Origin of the sequence: Citrobacter sp. wls615, from assembly GCF_005281355.1 — a bacterium.
Lineage (GTDB): Bacteria > Pseudomonadota > Gammaproteobacteria > Enterobacterales > Enterobacteriaceae > Citrobacter > Citrobacter werkmanii.
Window position 1 is genome coordinate 1 of record NZ_SZXM01000057.1, and the last position, 16,026, is coordinate 16,026.

The 16,026-nt window shown below is 52.7% G+C and carries 15 protein-coding genes; 9 read left to right on the top strand and 6 right to left on the bottom strand.

The genetic code is table 11. From position 1 onward, the window contains the following. Positions 1–219 precede the first annotated feature (219 nt). Positions 220–615 (top strand): carnitine metabolism transcriptional regulator CaiF, encoded by a 396-nt coding sequence (gene caiF / locus FDX04_RS14945; protein WP_042312419.1) that lies wholly within the window; start codon positions 220–222, stop codon positions 613–615. A gap of 76 nt (positions 616–691) precedes the next feature. Here caiF and caiE read toward each other — a convergent pair whose 3' ends face one another. From caiE to caiT, 6 genes are all read right to left on the bottom strand, one after another. Further along, the gene (gene caiE / locus FDX04_RS14950) at positions 692–1,288 is read right to left on the bottom strand and encodes a carnitine operon protein CaiE (protein ID WP_000122864.1); all 597 of its coding nucleotides are present in this window, start codon (positions 1,286–1,288) and stop codon (positions 692–694) included. A gap of 109 nt (positions 1,289–1,397) precedes the next feature. Further along, a complete protein-coding gene (gene caiD / locus FDX04_RS14955; protein WP_000004376.1) occupies positions 1,398–2,183 on the bottom strand; it encodes a crotonobetainyl-CoA hydratase in 786 nt (261 codons plus the stop codon). A 53-nt stretch (positions 2,184–2,236) separates the two neighbouring features. Beyond that, a complete protein-coding gene (caiC, locus tag FDX04_RS14960) occupies positions 2,237–3,790 on the bottom strand; it encodes a crotonobetaine/carnitine-CoA ligase (protein WP_137371167.1) in 1,554 nt (517 codons plus the stop codon). A 62-nt stretch (positions 3,791–3,852) separates the two neighbouring features. Further along, positions 3,853–5,070, bottom strand: coding sequence for an L-carnitine CoA-transferase (gene caiB / locus FDX04_RS14965; RefSeq protein ID WP_137371179.1), 1,218 nt, complete (start codon positions 5,068–5,070; stop codon positions 3,853–3,855). Positions 5,071–5,175: 105 nt separating this feature from the next. Next, a complete protein-coding gene (caiA, locus tag FDX04_RS14970; protein WP_003018898.1) occupies positions 5,176–6,318 on the bottom strand; it encodes a crotonobetainyl-CoA dehydrogenase in 1,143 nt (380 codons plus the stop codon). Between the two features lie 34 nt (positions 6,319–6,352). Beyond that, positions 6,353–7,870, bottom strand: a complete 1,518-nt coding sequence (gene caiT / locus FDX04_RS14975; protein ID WP_088759161.1) for an L-carnitine/gamma-butyrobetaine antiporter — start codon at positions 7,868–7,870, stop codon at positions 6,353–6,355. 480 nt (positions 7,871–8,350) lie between these two features. Between caiT and FDX04_RS14980 the strand changes: the two genes are divergently transcribed. From FDX04_RS14980 to kefC, 8 genes are all read left to right on the top strand, one after another. Beyond that, entirely contained in the window at positions 8,351–9,121 is a 771-nt protein-coding gene (locus tag FDX04_RS14980; protein WP_137371168.1) for an electron transfer flavoprotein FixA, read from the top strand. A gap of 15 nt (positions 9,122–9,136) precedes the next feature. After that, a complete protein-coding gene (locus FDX04_RS14985; protein WP_058116217.1) occupies positions 9,137–10,078 on the top strand; it encodes an electron transfer flavoprotein subunit alpha/FixB family protein in 942 nt (313 codons plus the stop codon). Between the two features lie 49 nt (positions 10,079–10,127). After that, positions 10,128–11,414, top strand: a complete 1,287-nt coding sequence (locus FDX04_RS14990) for an FAD-dependent oxidoreductase (RefSeq protein WP_001287761.1) — start codon at positions 10,128–10,130, stop codon at positions 11,412–11,414. Continuing rightward, positions 11,411–11,698, top strand: coding sequence for a ferredoxin-like protein FixX (gene fixX, locus FDX04_RS14995; RefSeq protein WP_000203736.1), 288 nt, complete (start codon positions 11,411–11,413; stop codon positions 11,696–11,698). The genes FDX04_RS14990 and fixX overlap by 4 nt, the downstream gene beginning before the upstream one ends. Before the next feature lie 107 nt (positions 11,699–11,805). Continuing rightward, complete coding sequence (locus FDX04_RS15000; RefSeq protein WP_042312400.1) at positions 11,806–13,149, top strand: MFS transporter; 1,344 nt, start codon at positions 11,806–11,808, stop codon at positions 13,147–13,149. Positions 13,150–13,239: 90 nt separating this feature from the next. Beyond that, complete coding sequence (locus FDX04_RS15005; RefSeq protein ID WP_003018880.1) at positions 13,240–13,473, top strand: YgdI/YgdR family lipoprotein; 234 nt, start codon at positions 13,240–13,242, stop codon at positions 13,471–13,473. Positions 13,474–13,576: 103 nt separating this feature from the next. Continuing rightward, the gene (kefF, locus tag FDX04_RS15010) at positions 13,577–14,107 is read left to right on the top strand and encodes a glutathione-regulated potassium-efflux system oxidoreductase KefF (protein WP_038637110.1); all 531 of its coding nucleotides are present in this window, start codon (positions 13,577–13,579) and stop codon (positions 14,105–14,107) included. Next, a complete protein-coding gene (gene kefC / locus FDX04_RS15015) occupies positions 14,100–15,962 on the top strand; it encodes a glutathione-regulated potassium-efflux system protein KefC (RefSeq protein WP_042312396.1) in 1,863 nt (620 codons plus the stop codon). The genes kefF and kefC overlap by 8 nt, the downstream gene beginning before the upstream one ends. The last annotated feature ends 64 nt before the right edge of the window (positions 15,963–16,026 follow it).

A 16,026-nucleotide genomic window follows, 5' to 3' on the forward strand; every position in this document is an offset into this window, starting at 1 on the left:
ACCTCCGGCTATGCCGGAGGATATTTATTACTCTTTCAGGTCATTCCTGGAGAAGTCCGTTTCCGTAACCACATTTTCAATGTAATAAGCACGATATTGCTCACACTAATCAACATTCAAGTCGCATACTATCTTTATATCCACAATTTTAATATGGCTTAGTTTTTATTAATTTGGACAGGCCGTAGCCAGATTTTTAATTTGCGAAATGGTGTGCTTATGTGTGAAAAATATGTTGAAAGACCGCTTTATTTGTTAATTGCTGACTGGATGATGGCAGAGGACCGATGGATTACTGCCAAGGAGATTTCCCGTCAATTTGATATTGAACACTGCAAAGCAATTAATACGCTCTCCTATATTCTGTCAGAAGTGGGGGAAATTGTTTGTGAAGTGAAGATGATCCCTAACCAGATTGCAGGACGAGGCTGTCAGTGCCAGCGTCTGGTGAAAGTCGTGAGTATTGATTCTCATCTCTATCGCCGATTGAATCATAATTTGCAGGAAAGAAAAGTGAGCGTGGCGAAAACACCGCGCCTGTCAGCGGTTCCTCCAACAGAGCTTAACCGTGAGCAGAAATGGCAGATGATGCTGTCAAAAAGTATGCGTCGCTAATTGTCTGTTTACCTGATGGCTGTATAAACGGTGATTGACGCGTAGGCCGGATAAGCGTGAGCGCATCCGGCATCAATTACTGTGCTGATTTTGGCTTTACGTCCGTCGTGCCTTTCAGGCGCGGCCGGTTTTCTTCGACCTGCGTTAACGGCTTCGTTTCAGATAACCCCGTTCGACAGCGGACTGCAAGATCCTGATATTCTTTGGTGTTGAGGCGTTTCCAGTGCAGCTCCTGGTCCGTGACCTGGCGTAGTACGCGCGCAGGTGAACCCACCAGAAGTTGCCTTGCCTCACCCTGAAATCCGGCTTTGACAAAACTCATGGCGGCGACAATGCTCTCTTCGCCAATCACTGCGCCGTCCATAATGACGCTGTTCATGCCGACCAGGGCGTCCCGTCCCACCACGCAGCCATGTAAAATAGCGCCGTGGCCGATATGGCCGTTCTCATGCACGATGGTATCGGTATCGCAGTAGCCATGCATAATGCAGCCATCCTGCAGATTAGATCCTGCCTCCAGGATCAGGCGACCATAATCCCCACGCAATGACGCGAGTGGGCCAATATAAACACCGGCGCCCACGATGACATCGCCAATCAGCACGGCGCTGGGATGTACAAACGCGTCCGGGTGCACCACCGGGATCAGTCCTTCAAAGGCGTAATAGCTCATGGTTGTACCTCGGTTTTTTTGCCGGATGGCGGCGTAAACACCTTATCCGGCCTACGGTTGTGCATGCGCTGTAGGCCGGATAAGCGAAGTGCCATCCGGCCAGGTCACATTAACGACCTTTCCACACCGGATCGCGTTTTTCGGCAAATGCCTGCGGTCCTTCGAGCGCATCTTCCGAATGCAGTACCGACGGATAATGCTTCAGCACGCCGCTGCGGATGTAGCGGTAGCCTTCTTCAACCGGCATTTCGCTGGTTGCGCGATAAATCTCTTTCAGCGCCGCGATAGCCAGCGGAGCGCTATTGACCAGTTGTTGCGCCAGTTCGCGCGCGCTATCCATCAGTTCGCTCTGGCTGACAACGCGGTTCACGATCCCCCAACGCAGCGCTTCTTCGGCGCTCATTCGTCTGCCGGTCATTACCATTTCGTTAACGATAGCCGGTGGCAGCAGCTTAGGCAGACGCAATACGCCGCCGCTGTCAGGCACGATGCCGAGCTTGGCTTCCGGCAGCGCGAAGCTGGCGTTTTCGGCGCAGACAATAAAGTCTGCCGCCAGCGCCAGCTCAAAACCGCCGCCAAACGCGTAGCCGTTCACCGCGGCGATGACCGGCTTATCGAGGTCAAATATTTCGGTTAAACCAGCAAAGCCGCCGGGACCAAAATCGGCATCTGGCGCTTCACCTTCCGCTGCCGCTTTTAAGTCCCAGCCAGCAGAAAAGAATTTCTCACCGCCGCCGGTAATGATTGCTACGCGTAATTCCGGGTCGTCACGGAAATTAAGAAAAGCTTCACCCATCGCAAAACTGGTTTTCGCGTCAATGGCATTCGCTTTAGGTCGGTCGAGGGTAATTTCCAGGATCGGGCCGTTACGGGTCAGATGTAATGATTCACTCATAGTTCATCTCCAGATAAATAGTTTCCCGGCGGGAGGGATTCCTGCCGGAAGGTTTATTTCAGATTTTTTTTGATTATTTTTCCTGAACAATTGCGCGGCAGGTCGGTTCTGATCTCCATAAAAGAGGGAACCTTGAATTTCGCCATATTGTTTTCACAGAAGCTGAAAAACTCGGCCTCGCTTAATGTTTCACCTTCATTAAGGACGATAAACGCTTTAATGGCCTCATCACGGATCGCGTCTTTAATACCAACCACCACAATGTCCTGAATTTTCGGATGTGCAGAAATAATATTTTCCAGCTCGACGCAGGAGACATTTTCCCCGCCGCGTTTAATCATGTTGCAGCGTCTGTCGACAAAATAGAAATAGCCATCCTCATCCTGGTAACCCGAATCACCGGTATGTAACCAGCCCTCTGGTTCCAGCGCCCTGGCGGTTGCCTCCGGCTGCATGTAATACTCTTTGAAGATAGTCTTGCCGGGGATGCCTTTAATACAGATTTCGCCAATTTCTCCGGCGGGCAGCGGGCGATTTTGATCGTCGCGAATTTCAGCTTCATAGCTAAAACCCACGCGACCAATGGAAGGCCAGCGTCGTTTGTCTCCGGGACGGTCGCCGATAATACCGACGATGGTTTCAGTCATACCGTAGGAGGTCAGCAGCCTGACGCCAAAGCGTTCGGTAAAATCGTCTTTTTCCTGCTCGGATAAATTGAGATAGAACATCACTTCGCGCAGGTGATGCTGCCTGTCCGTTGGTGCGGCGGGCTGGACCATCAGCGTGCGGATCATCATCGGGATGCACTCGGTCACCGTCGCCTGATATTTACGTACCTGATCCCAGAAGGCCCTGGCACTGTACTTCTCTAGCAGCACAAAGGTGCTGCCAGCGGAGAATGCAGGCATTGCGGCGGTACACTGACAATCGATATGAAACGCGGGCATCACCGTCATGTACACGTCATCATCGCGCAGGGCGATTTGCCAGGCAGAGTAGTAGCCTGCAAAACGCAGGTTATAGTGGGTAATCACCACCCCTTTTGGACGCGAGGTGGTACCGGAGGTAAACAGAATTTCCGCCGTATCGTCAGTGGATAACACGGGCGTATAGCACAGCGTGGCCGACTGGCGTGCTTGCAGTTGGGAAAAGTGGCTCACGCCATCGTCAGCCGGAAGCTGCTCGCCAATCAGACAGATATGATTAAGCGGAGTGCTATTGTCCTGGCGTATTTCACGGTACATAGGATAAAACTGGGCGCTGGTAACCAGCAGACTCACCTGGCTGTTTTGCAGGATCCAGGCACTTTCTTCGCCCAGTAAGCGGGCATTAATCGGCACCATAATGGCGCCGATTTTTGCCAGTCCAAACCAGCAAAAGATGAATTCCGGACAGTTATCCAGATGCAGCGCGACCCTATCACCCTTGCGGATTCCTAAGGAGTAAAAAAGGTTCGCCGTGCGGTTAATCTCTTCATTGAGCGAAGCATAGCTAAACTGCCGAACGATTCCCTCACAGGATTCGAAAATTAACGCCGTTTTATCTCCGTACACCCCGGCCAGGTCGTCCCACATCTGACGTAAGTTTTGTCCGCCAACGATATCCATATTGCTTTATCCACTGAAATCAGGCGTGAGCGCTAACCAACGAGCAGGTTAGCGCGTCGCGTTTATTCCTCAACCCTGGCCAGGCCTTTGCCGACCAGCTCATTTATGTCTGCTTCGCTATAACCAATGTTTTTCAGAATGGCGGCGGTATCCATGCCGTGTGATGGCATGCCACGCCAGATTTTCCCCGGGTTGTTTTTAAATTTCGGCATGATGTTCGGCCCTTTACAGGTGCGGCCGTCCATTGTTTGCCACTGAGTAATGGATTCGCGGGCAACGTACTGCGGATTACCTTCCAGTTCTGGAATGGTTAGCACCTTCGCACAGGCGATATTCAGCTCAGCAAAGCGCGCCTGAACGTCGGCGATAGTGTGTGTTGCCAGCCAGGCGTCCAGTTTCTCTTCGACGAGCGGGCCGTAAGGGCATTCCACGCGATGGATAAGCTGCGTGCCTTCCGGAACTTCCGGCGTACCGAGAATGTGGGCAAGGCCAATATCTTTAAAGCACTCGTTGATTTGCGTGATGCCGACCAACTCCATGACGATGTAACCATCGGCGCATTTATACAGGCCGCAGCCGGCGTAGTAGGGGTCTTTCCCTTTCGTCATACGAGGACAGATTTCGCCGCCGTTGAAGTAGTCCATCATGAAGTACTGACCCATGCGCAGCATCACTTCGTACATGGCGATATCGATGCTTTCACCTTTACCCGTTTCGCGCACTTTGTGCAGGGCAGCCAGCGCCGCTGTTGTCGCGGTCATCCCGGAGAAGTAATCGGCGGTATACGGGAAGGCTGGCATCGGTTGGTCAACGTCGCCGTTTTGGATCAGATAACCACTGAACGCCTGCGCGATGGTGTTATACGCCGGAAGATTGGTGTACTCCTCGGTACCAAACTGGCCGAAGCCAGAAAGGTGGGCAATGACCAGTTTCGGGTTATGTTCCCACAACACTTCATCAGTAATACCGCGGCGGGCAAAGGCCGGGCCTTTACTGGCTTCAATGAAAATATCGGTGGTTTCCATGAGTTTCAGAAACGCTTCCCGACCTTCATCTTTGAAAATATTCAGCGACAGGGCGTGCAGGTTGCGGCGTGAGAGCTGCGGGTAGTTAGGCTGTACGCGGATGGTATCAGCCCATGCGACGTTTTCAATCCAGATAACCTCGGCGCCCCATTCGGCGAACATCTGTCCGGCGAACGGACCGGCGATTTCGATCCCTGAAAAAACAACGCGTACCCCAGCAAGCGGGCCAAAGGTTGGCATTGGTAAATGATTCATCATTTTTCTCCTGGCATTTTTTGTAGGCCCGGCAACTACGGCGCCACCGGGCATGTTGCCGGATGGCGGCGTAAACGCCTTATCCGGCCTACGAATCGTGCTGAATTAGCGGTATTGCTTAAGTACCGCACGACCCAACGTCAGGATCTGCATTTCGTCAGAACCACCAGAAACACGGTCAACGCGCAGGTCACGCCAGAAACGCGTGATGCGGTGGTTGCCCGCGATACCAACACCTCCCAGTACCTGCATGGCGGTGTCTACCACTTCAAACGCGGCGTTGGCGCAGAAGTATTTGCACATAGCCGCGTCGCCGGAGGTAATAGTGCCGTTATCCGCTTTCCACGCCGCTTCCAGCAGCATGTTTTTCATGGAGTTCAGTTTGATCGCCATATGCGCAAACTTCTCCTGAATCAGCTGGAAACGGCCAATAGTTTCACCAAACTGCACGCGCTGATTCGCGTAACGCGCAGCGTCTTCAAAAGCGCACATTGCGGTGCCGTAGTTGGTCAGCGCGACGAGGAAGCGTTCATGGTCAAACTCTTCTTTCACGCGGTTGAAGCCGTTACCTTCCCGACCGAACATGTCTTTCTCGTCCAGTTCAACGTCATCAAAGGTGATTTCACAGCAGCTATCCATGCGCAGACCGAGTTTCTCCAGTTTGTTGACCTTGATACCCGCTTTGCTCATGTCAACAAACCACTCGGTGTAAACAGGTTTATCCGGCGATGCACCGTCTCTCGCCATGACCACGATGTACGGGGTATAGGCGCTACTGGTGATAAAGCACTTACTGCCATTAAGATAAACCTTACCATTTTTGCGCGTATAAGTGGTTTTCAGACTACCAACATCCGATCCCGCTCCCGGTTCGGTGATAGCAGAGTTCCACATCTGCTTACCGGTGCCCTGGAACGCCATGATTTTATCAATTTGCTCCTGAGTCCCTTCACGCAGGAAAGTGTTAAAACCTCCCGGCAATTGGTACAACACGTAAGTTGGTGCGCCAAGACGCCCCAGTTCCATCCAGACGGCGGCGACGGTAACAAAACCCGCTTCCAGACCGCCGTGTTCCTCCGGGATCAGCAGGCTATCAATGCCCATATCCGCCAGCGCTTTTACAAAACGCTCAGGGTAGACGCTGTCACGATCGCACTCGGCAAAATAAGCTTCCCAGTTCTCACTGGCCATCAGTTCGCGAATACCGGCGACAAACAGCTCCTGTTCGTCATTTAAGTTGAAATCCATCTTTCAGCCTCTTGATCAATTGGGTTAATAAGAATTACTTGTCTTTCCAGTGCACTTTGGCGTCTTTAATAAAGGACAGCGTCACCATAATGTTGACGAAGAACAGCGGGCATCCTCCGGCGATAATCGCGGTCTGAATCGGCTTCAACCCACCCAGCGCCAGCAGAACGATACCGATGATGCCGACCAGCACCGACCAGCCGATGCGTACCAGCAGCGGTGGCTCTTCACCATCGCGAACTTCGCGACAGGTCGACATCGCCAGGGTGTAAGAGCAGGCGTTAATCAGCGTTACAGTGGCGATAAAGCAGAGGATAAAGAAACCCCACATGGTGGCGGTGCTGAGCGGCAAGGCGGCCCAGGTTTCGATAATGGCGCGCGCCACGCCGTGTTGCTCAATCAGTTGCGGAATGTTGAGGATGTTTTTATCCATCAGCAGCAGCGTGTTACTGCCAAGGACAGTCCACAGGATCCAGGTAGACGCGGTCAGGCCCAGTACCATCCCGAAGCACAGTTCACGTACGGTACGACCACGGGAAATACGGGCCAGGAAGATACTCATCTGGATGGCGTAAATAACCCACCACGCCCAGTAGAAAACGGTCCAGCCCTGCGGGAAGCCGCCTTTACCGATGGCGTCGGTATAGAACAGCATCCGTGGCAGGTGCATTAACAGCATCCCGACGGAGTCGGTGAAGTAGTTCATGATGAAGCTGGCGCCGCTGACGATAAACACCCAGCCGAGCATCAGGAAGCTCAGGTAGCTACGCACATCGCTGGCGATTCTGACCCCTTTTTGCAGGCCGCAGGCCACGCAAATCGCGTTCAGAATGATCCAGCAGGTAATGATGATGGCATCCAATTGCAGCGTATGCGGAATACCGAACAGCCATTGCATACACTCGGTGACCAGCGGGGTAGCCAGACCGAGGCTGGTGCCCATCGCAAAGATCAGCGCCACCAGGTAGAAGTTATCGACGATGGTACCGAACAACCCTTTCGCATGCTTTTCACCGACGAGCGGTACCAGCGTGGAGCTGGGGCGGATGACATCCATCTTGCGTACAAAGAAGAAGTAGGCGAAGGCCACGGAAAGGAAGCTATAGGTTGCCCACGGCAATGGCCCCCAGTGGAACAGGCTGTACGCCAGGCCTATCTCTTTCGCGCCTGTGGAATTTGGTTCCAGACCGAACGGCGGGGTGGAGATATAGTAGTAGATCTCAATAGAGCCCCAGAACAGAACTGCAGCGGATGTGCAGGAGGCGAACATCATGAAAATCCAGCTGGCGGTACTAAACTCCGGTTTTTCGTCGCCTAATCTCTTTTTAGCATAGGGGCCAAAAACCAGCCAGAACCAGCCGAAGAGCATGACGACCATATACCATTCAAATGCCCAACCCCAGACATTGGTGACATAACTGAATACCGCATTAATAACGACGTTAGCGGCATCAAGATCTCTTACTGTTAGCCAGCAAAGTATCCCGACAATTATTAATGGCGGGAAAAAAACCTTCGGTTCAATTCCCGATTTTCTCTTTTCATTTTTCATAAGTGAATTCCAGTGTGAAAACGAAATTTATTTAGCGTGCCAGTCCATGAACGTTTGTTTATTTATTATTAATGATTTGTTGATAAGTTTTTAACCTCTGGGACGCCTCAATGAGTAACTCATAATGGGTATTCATTTCGGGTGATTCTGTTATCTTCGTCACACTTTTTTGTGCTGGTTATTTTGTGTTTAAATTCTGATTTTTATTTTGTAAATCATATGCTTGGTGATGATTTTTTAACTTTTTTAAGTGTCTGGCGTTCAATATTGTTGAGCCAGCAAACAATATTGAAAATTTTTATGTTTGGCATATTTCTTTCAATATTGGTGAGGTGCGTAACACTATTGAAAGTTACGAATATCAATGTGTGACATTTTCAATATTGGTGATTAAGGTTTTATTTCCGAATTAAAGAGCGTGATATCTGTATTTAACACCGCCGATATAAATACGTTTCCTTCATGATTTCTGGAGATGCAATGAAGATAATTACTTGCTACAAATGCGTACCTGATGAACAGGATATTGCGATTAATAATGCTGATGGAACACTCGATTTCAGCAAAGCGGATGGCAAAATCAGCCAATATGATCTGAATGCAATTGAAGCTGCTTGCCAGTTAAAACAGCAGTTGGGAGACGCTCAGGTTGTCGCCATGAGCGTTGGCGGCAAAGCGCTGACCAATGCAAAAGGGCGCAAAGATGTCCTCTCTCGTGGCCCTGATGAACTGATTGTCGTGATTGACGATCAATTTGAGCAGGCTCTGCCGCAACAAACCGCCAGCGCGCTGGCTGCCGCCGCGCAAAAATCAGGTTTCGATCTGCTTATTTGCGGTGACGGTTCTTCCGATCTTTATGCTCAGCAGGTTGGTCTGCTGGTGGGCGAAGCGCTGAACGTTCCGGCGATTAACGGCGTGAGTAAGATCCTCTCTCTTACCGACAGCACATTGACGGTAGAACGCGAACTGGAAGATGAAGTTGAAACGCTGAGCATCCCGCTCCCGGCGGTGATCGCGGTTTCCACCGACATTAACACCCCACAAATCCCTTCGATGAAAGCCATTCTTGGCGCGGCGAAAAAACCGGTTCAGGTCTGGTCGCCTGCGGATATCGGGCTGAACAGCGTATCCGCGTATTCCACACAACAGGTTGCCGCACCGAAGCAGCGCGAGCGTCAGCGTGTGGTGATTGAAGGTGACGGTGAAGAACAAATCGCCGCGTTTGTCGAGAATCTGCGCAAAATCATTTAATTATCAGGGGATGTTATGAACAAATTTTCCAGTGTCTGGGTATTCAGCGATACCCCTTCTCGTCTGCCCGAACTGATGAGTGGCGCGCAGGCTGTAGGTGAAAAAGTTAACGCGTTCGTACTGAACGAAGCGGACAGCGCGACAGCATGTCATTTGGGCGCGGATCATGTCTGGCTGCTCAGCGGCAAACCAGAAGACCGCATGATCGAAGACTACGCTGCTGCGATGGCTGAGACTATTCGTCAGCATAGCGAGGGCGGCGCGGTGCTGCTGCCGAATACGCGTCGGGGCAAGCTGTTGGCGGCAAAACTGGGCTATCGCTTGTCGGCTGCGGTTTCCAACGATGCCAGCGACGTCGCCCTGCAGGATGGAAAAGCGGCGGTCAAACATATGGTCTACGGCGGTCTGGCGATAGGAGCGGAAACCATCGCTTCGCCGTTTGCCGTGATCACGCTCAGCAGCGGAACGTTTGACGCCCAACAACCGGATGCTTCTCGCAGCGGCGAGATGCACACCGTGCAGTGGCAGGCTCCGGCCATTGCCGTGACCCGCACCGCAACCCAGGCGCGTCAGAGCAACAGCGTTGACCTCGACAAAGCGCGTCTGGTGGTCAGCGTGGGACGCGGCATCGGCAGCAAAGAGAATATCTCGCTGGCCGAAGCGCTGTGCCAGACGATTGGCGCCGAGCTGGCCTGTTCTCGCCCGGTGGCGGAAAACGAGAAGTGGATGGAGCACGAGCGCTACGTCGGTATCTCCAACCTGATGCTCAAACCTGAACTGTATCTGGCGGTGGGGATCTCCGGGCAGATCCAACACATGGTCGGCGCCAACGGCGCGCAGACGATTTTCGCCATCAACAAAGATAAAAACGCGCCAATCTTCCAGTATGCGGATTTTGGCATCGTTGGCGATGCGCTGAAGATCCTGCCTGCGCTGACGGCTGCCTTAGCGCGATAAACCATTTCGGGCAGGATACGAAGGTATCCTGCCGCTGACAGGAGTACGTATGTCCGAAGATATCTTTGATGCCATCATCGTGGGGGCAGGTCTGGCCGGTTCGGTTGCGGCGCTGGTGCTTGCTCGCGAAGGTGCACAGGTGCTGGTTATCGAGCGTGGCAATTCTGCTGGCGCGAAGAATGTCACCGGTGGGCGTCTGTATGCGCATAGCCTGGAACGCATCATTCCCGGCTTTGCGGATCAGGCTCCCATTGAACGCATGATCACCCACGAAAAACTCGCCTTTATGACCGACAAAGGGGCGATGACGATGGATTATTGCAACGGCGAGGACGCCGCATCGTCGCAAGTTTCTTATTCCGTTTTGCGCAGTAAATTTGACGCCTGGCTGATGGAGCAGGCCGAAGAGGCGGGGGCACAACTGATCACCGGTATTCGCGTGGATAACGTTGTTCAGCGTGATGGCAAAGTCGTGGGCGTGGAAGCCGATGGCGATATTCTGGAAGCCAAAGTCGTAATCCTCGCTGACGGGGTGAATTCTCTGCTGGCTGAAAAGCTGGGCATGGCAAAGCGTGTTGAGGCATCGCATGTTGCTGTCGGCGTGAAGGAACTGATCGAATTGCCGAAGTCGGTCATTGAAGATCGTTTCCAGTTACAGGGCAACGAAGGTGCCGCCTGTCTGTTTGCCGGGGCGCCAACCGATGGTCTGATGGGCGGTGGCTTCCTGTATACGAATGAAACAACCCTTTCCCTGGGGCTGGTCTGTGGACTTCATCATCTGAAAGACGCGAAAAAATCGGTCCCGCAAATGCTGGAAGATTTCAAACAGCATCCGGCAGTTGCGCCGCTGATCGCCGGTGGCAAGCTGGTGGAATATGCCGCACACGTTGTACCCGAGGCGGGAATGAATATGCAGCCTGAACTGGTGGGCGATGGCGTACTGATTGCCGGAGACGCTGCCGGCATGTGTATGAACCTCGGTTTTACCATCCGTGGTATGGATCTTGCCATATCCGCAGGCGAAGCGGCGGCGAAGACGGTGCTTTCGGCGATGAAGCGTGACGATTTTAGCAAGCAGTCGTTGGGGGAATACCGTCAGCATCTGGACGAAGGTCCGATGCGCGATATGCGCATGTATCAGAAACTGCCAGCTTTTCTTGATAATCCCCGCATGTTTACCGCTTATCCCGAAATGGCGGTCAGTATCGCGCGCGACCTGTTCACCGTGGATGGCTCCGCTCCGGTGCCAATGCGTAAAAAAATCCTGCGCCATGCGAAGAAAGTGGGCTTCATCAACCTGATGAAAGATGGCCTGAAAGGAGTGACCGTATTATGACATCTCCCGTCAATGTGGACGTCAAACTGGGCGTCAATAAGTTCAATGTGGATGAAGACAGCCCGCACATCATTCTCAAAACCGATCCTGATAAACAGGCGCTGGAGGTGCTGATTAAGGCCTGTCCGGCGGGACTGTATAAAAAGCAGGACGACGGCAGCGTTCGTTTTGATTACGCCGGGTGCCTGGAGTGCGGAACGTGCCGGATCCTCGGCCTTGATACGGCGCTGGAAAAATGGGAATACCCACGCGGGACGTTTGGTGTGGAGTTCCGCTACGGCTAAACCTGGTGCCGGATGGTGGCTTCGCCTTATCCGGCCTACAGGCATAGTACGTAGGCCTTAAAGCTACGCGCCATCAGGCATTAAGTTAAATAAAACAGGACATCACCATGCAGCAGCCCAGGAACTTTGATGATATCAAATTTACCTCTATTCATCGCCGGATAATGCTATGGGGAAGCGGTGGGCCGTTTCTGGATGGTTATGTGCTGGTAATGATTGGCGTGGCGCTGGAACAGCTCACGCCAGCATTGAAACTGGATGCTGACTGGATTGGTCTACTGGGGGCCGGTACACTGGCAGGCCTGTTTATTGGTACATCGCTGTTTGGCTACATTTCCGATAAGGTCGGGCGGCGCAAAATGTTTATTATCGATATCATCGCCATTGGCGTGATATCGGCGGCGACGATGTTCGTTACCTCGCCCGTTGAACTGTTGGTGATGCGCGTGCTGATCGGCATTGTGATTGGCGCCGATTACCCGATCGCCACCTCGATGATTACCGAATTTTCCAATACCCGCCAGCGTGCCTTCTCTATCGGTTTTATCGCGGCTATGTGGTATGTCGGCGCAACCTGTGCCGATCTGGTCGGTTACTGTTTGTATGATGTTGAGGGCGGATGGCGCTGGATGCTAGGCAGCGCGGTGATCCCCTGTATTTTGATTCTGATTGGACGTTTCGACCTGCCTGAATCGCCGCGCTGGCTGCTGCGTAAGGGGCGGGTGAAAGAGTGCGAGGCGATGATGATCAAGCTGTTCGGCGAACCGGTGGTGTTCGACGAAGAAGCGCCGCAGGAGACGCGTTTTCTCCAGCTGTTTAACCGCCGCCATTTTCCATTTGTGCTGTTTGTTGCCGCCATCTGGACCTGTCAGGTGATCCCGATGTTCGCCATTTACACCTTTGGTCCGCAGATTGTTGGGCTACTGGGACTGGGCGCCGGGAAAAGCGCCGCGTTGGGCAACGTGGTGATTAGCTTGTGCTTTATGCTGGGGTGTATTCCGCCGATGTTCTGGCTCAACAGCGCGGGGCGGCGACCGCTGTTGATTGGCAGCTTTATTATGATGACGCTGGCGCTGGCCGTACTGGGGTTAATTCCTGATATGGGGGCGTGGCTGGTGGTGCTGGCCTTTGCCGTATACGCATTTTTCTCTGGTGGTCCGGGGAATCTGCAGTGGCTATATCCTAACGAACTGTTTCCTACCGATATTCGCGCGTCTGCCGTCGGGGTGATTATGTCGTTAAGCCGCATTGGGACCATTGTTTCCACCTGGGCGCTACCGGTGTTCATTAGCAAATACGGCATCAGTAATGTCATGCTGATGGGGGCAGGAATTTCGCTGATTGGCCTGCTCGTGTCCATTGCTTTTGCACCAGAAACACGCGGCCTGACGTTGTCTCAAACCAGTCAGATGACGATTCGCAGTAAGCCCGTGACCAGGGCCGGTTATTAGGAGTGTTCTGTATTTTCCCTGTAACTCAGTCAGTTAGCCTACAGTTAATGTATGTATCACTGAAAACGACTGAAAAGCAGGGAGAACACCATGCAAAAACATATCCTGATCACCTCTATTTTTACCGCAGCAGCACTGTTTACCGTCGCCGGTTGCTCCTCAAACCAGGCGGTGAAAACCACCGACGGCAAAACCATCGTCACCGACGGCAAACCGCAAGTGGATGATGATACTGGCCTGGTGTCATATAAAAATGCGCAAACAGGTAAGACGGAGCAGATTAACCGCGACCAGGTTAAAGATATGAGCGAGCTGGACAACTAACTCAGATTTTTCCATTTATCTACTCAATAATATTGACTGTTAGCCTGTGGATTAACTGACTAAACTCACTGTTATTACAATAATGCAGTGACACAGGCTAATCATGATTCTCATCATTTATGCGCATCCCTATCCGCAGCATTCGCATGCGAATAAGCGGATGCTTGATCAGGCAAGGACGCTGGAGGGCGTGGAGATCCGCTCGCTCTACCAGCTCTACCCCGATTTCAATATCGATATTGCCGCTGAACAGGATGCGTTGGCACGCGCTGATTTAATTATCTGGCAGCATCCTATGCAGTGGTATAGCACGCCTCCGTTACTCAAATTGTGGATGGATAAAGTCCTCTCTCACGGCTGGGCCTATGGCCATGGCGGAACAGCGCTGCACGGTAAACATCTGCTGTGGGCTGTGACGACTGGCGGCGGTGAAAACCACTTTGATATCGGCTCCCATCCCGGTTTTGATGTACTTTCCCAGCCCTTACAGGCAACGGCTTTATATTGCGGCCTCAAATGGCTGCCGCCGTTTGCGATGCACTGTACGTTTATTTGTGATGATGAAACGCTGCAGGCGCAGGCGCGCCACTATAAACAGCGTCTGCTGGAGTGGCAGGAGGTGCATCATGGATAGTCATACGCTAATACAGGCGCTGATTTACCTCGGTTCGGCGGCGCTGATTGTCCCCATTGCCGTACGGCTGGGCTTAGGATCGGTGCTGGGCTATCTCATTGCCGGGTGCATCATCGGTCCATGGGGTTTGAGGCTGGTGACCGATGCCGAATCAATCCTCCATTTTGCCGAGATCGGCGTGGTGCTGATGCTGTTTGTCATCGGCCTGGAACTGGATCCGCAACGTTTGTGGAAGCTGCGAGCCTCGGTGTTTGGCGGTGGTGCATTACAAATGGTGGTTTGCGGTGGGCTGATCGGTCTGTTCTGTATGTTCCTCGGCCTGCGCTGGCAGGTAGCGGAACTCATAGGCATGACGCTGGCGCTTTCCTCCACGGCCATCGCTATGCAGGCGATGAATGAACGTAACCTGATGGTGTCGCAACTCGGACGCAGCACATTTGCCGTGCTGCTGTTCCAGGATATCGCCGCTATTCCACTGGTGGCGATGATCCCATTACTCGCGGCGAGCGGCGCATCGACAACGCTTGGGGCGTTTGCGCTCTCTGCGCTAAAGGTGGCGGGCGCACTGGTGCTGGTGGTGTTGTTAGGCCGCTATGTGACGCGTCCGGCCTTACGTTTTGTCGCCCGTTCAGGCCTGCGGGAAGTGTTTAGCGCCGTTGCGCTGTTCCTCGTTTTTGGCTTCGGTCTGCTGTTGGAAGAGGTCGGACTGTCGATGGCGATGGGGGCGTTCCTGGCCGGTGTGCTGCTGGCCAGCTCTGAGTATCGCCACGCGCTGGAAAGCGATATTGAACCGTTCAAAGGGCTGTTGTTGGGTCTGTTCTTCATCGGCGTGGGGATGTCTATCGATTTTGGCACGCTGATTGATAACCCTTTGCGCATTATCATCTTGCTGGTTGGTTTCCTGGTTATCAAAACCGTCATGCTGTGGCTGATAGCGAAACCGTTGCAGGTGCCGAATAAGCAACGTCGCTGGTTTGCCGTATTATTAGGGCAGGGCAGTGAATTTGCCTTCGTGGTGTTTGGCGCGGCGCAAATGGCAGACGTGCTTGATCCTGATTGGGCGAAATCGTTGACCCTGGCGGTGGCGCTGTCGATGGCGGCGACGCCAATTTTACTGGTGATTTTGACGCGACTGGAAAAATCAGCGACCGGTGAAGAGCGGGAAGCGGATGAAATCGACGAAGAACAACCGCGAGTGATCATCGCCGGGTTTGGGCGATTTGGTCAGATTACCGGTCGTTTGCTGTTGTCGAGCGGCGTCAAAATGGTGGTTCTTGATCATGACCCGGACCATATCGAAACGCTACGTAAATTTGGCATGAAGGTTTTCTATGGCGATGCGACCCGGATGGATCTGCTGGAGTCTGCCGGGGCGGCTAAAGCTGAAGTCATCATTAACGCCATTGACGATCCGCAAACCAGCCTGCAATTAACCGAAATGGTGAAGGAGCATTTCCCTCATCTGCAAATTATTGCCCGCGCGCGCGATGTGGATCATTACATTCGCCTGCGCCAGGCGGGGGTGGAAATGCCAGAACGTGAAACCTTTGAAGGCGCGCTGAAGACCGGGCGTCTGGCGCTGGAAGGGCTTGGGCTGGGGCGCTATGAAGCGCGTGAGCGGGCCGACGTATTCCGTCGCTTCAATATGCTTATGGTTGAGGAGATGGTGAAAGGGGAAAATGACGCGATTTCCCGTGCAGCGGTTTATAAACGCACCAGCGCAATGCTGAGTGAAATTATTGCGGAAGATCGCCAACACTTATCGTTAATTCAACGCCATGGCTGGCAAGGCACGGATGAAGGTAAACATACGGGCGACGTCGCCGATGAGCCGGAAGTGAAACCGTCAGCATAGAGTAAAAAATGTGATGTTCTGCAAACTTTACTGCTAATTGACTGTTTTTGAACTACTGTAATGT

Coding starts and splice junctions, on each gene's coding strand:
- caiB (WP_137371179.1), bottom strand. CDS start 5,070: ATGAATCATTTACCAATGCCAACCTTTGGCCCGCTTGCTGGGGTACGC.
- FDX04_RS14990 (WP_001287761.1), top strand. CDS start 10,128: ATGTCCGAAGATATCTTTGATGCCATCATCGTGGGGGCAGGTCTGGCC.
- FDX04_RS15005 (WP_003018880.1), top strand. CDS start 13,240: ATGCAAAAACATATCCTGATCACCTCTATTTTTACCGCAGCAGCACTG.
- kefF (WP_038637110.1), top strand. CDS start 13,577: ATGATTCTCATCATTTATGCGCATCCCTATCCGCAGCATTCGCATGCG.
- FDX04_RS15000 (WP_042312400.1), top strand. CDS start 11,806: ATGCAGCAGCCCAGGAACTTTGATGATATCAAATTTACCTCTATTCAT.
- FDX04_RS14980 (WP_137371168.1), top strand. CDS start 8,351: ATGAAGATAATTACTTGCTACAAATGCGTACCTGATGAACAGGATATT.
- caiF (WP_042312419.1), top strand. CDS start 220: ATGTGTGAAAAATATGTTGAAAGACCGCTTTATTTGTTAATTGCTGAC.
- fixX (WP_000203736.1), top strand. CDS start 11,411: ATGACATCTCCCGTCAATGTGGACGTCAAACTGGGCGTCAATAAGTTC.
- caiC (WP_137371167.1), bottom strand. CDS start 3,790: ATGGATATCGTTGGCGGACAAAACTTACGTCAGATGTGGGACGACCTG.
- FDX04_RS14985 (WP_058116217.1), top strand. CDS start 9,137: ATGAACAAATTTTCCAGTGTCTGGGTATTCAGCGATACCCCTTCTCGT.
- caiT (WP_088759161.1), bottom strand. CDS start 7,870: ATGAAAAATGAAAAGAGAAAATCGGGAATTGAACCGAAGGTTTTTTTC.
- caiD (WP_000004376.1), bottom strand. CDS start 2,183: ATGAGTGAATCATTACATCTGACCCGTAACGGCCCGATCCTGGAAATT.
- caiE (WP_000122864.1), bottom strand. CDS start 1,288: ATGAGCTATTACGCCTTTGAAGGACTGATCCCGGTGGTGCACCCGGAC.
- caiA (WP_003018898.1), bottom strand. CDS start 6,318: ATGGATTTCAACTTAAATGACGAACAGGAGCTGTTTGTCGCCGGTATT.
- kefC (WP_042312396.1), top strand. CDS start 14,100: ATGGATAGTCATACGCTAATACAGGCGCTGATTTACCTCGGTTCGGCG.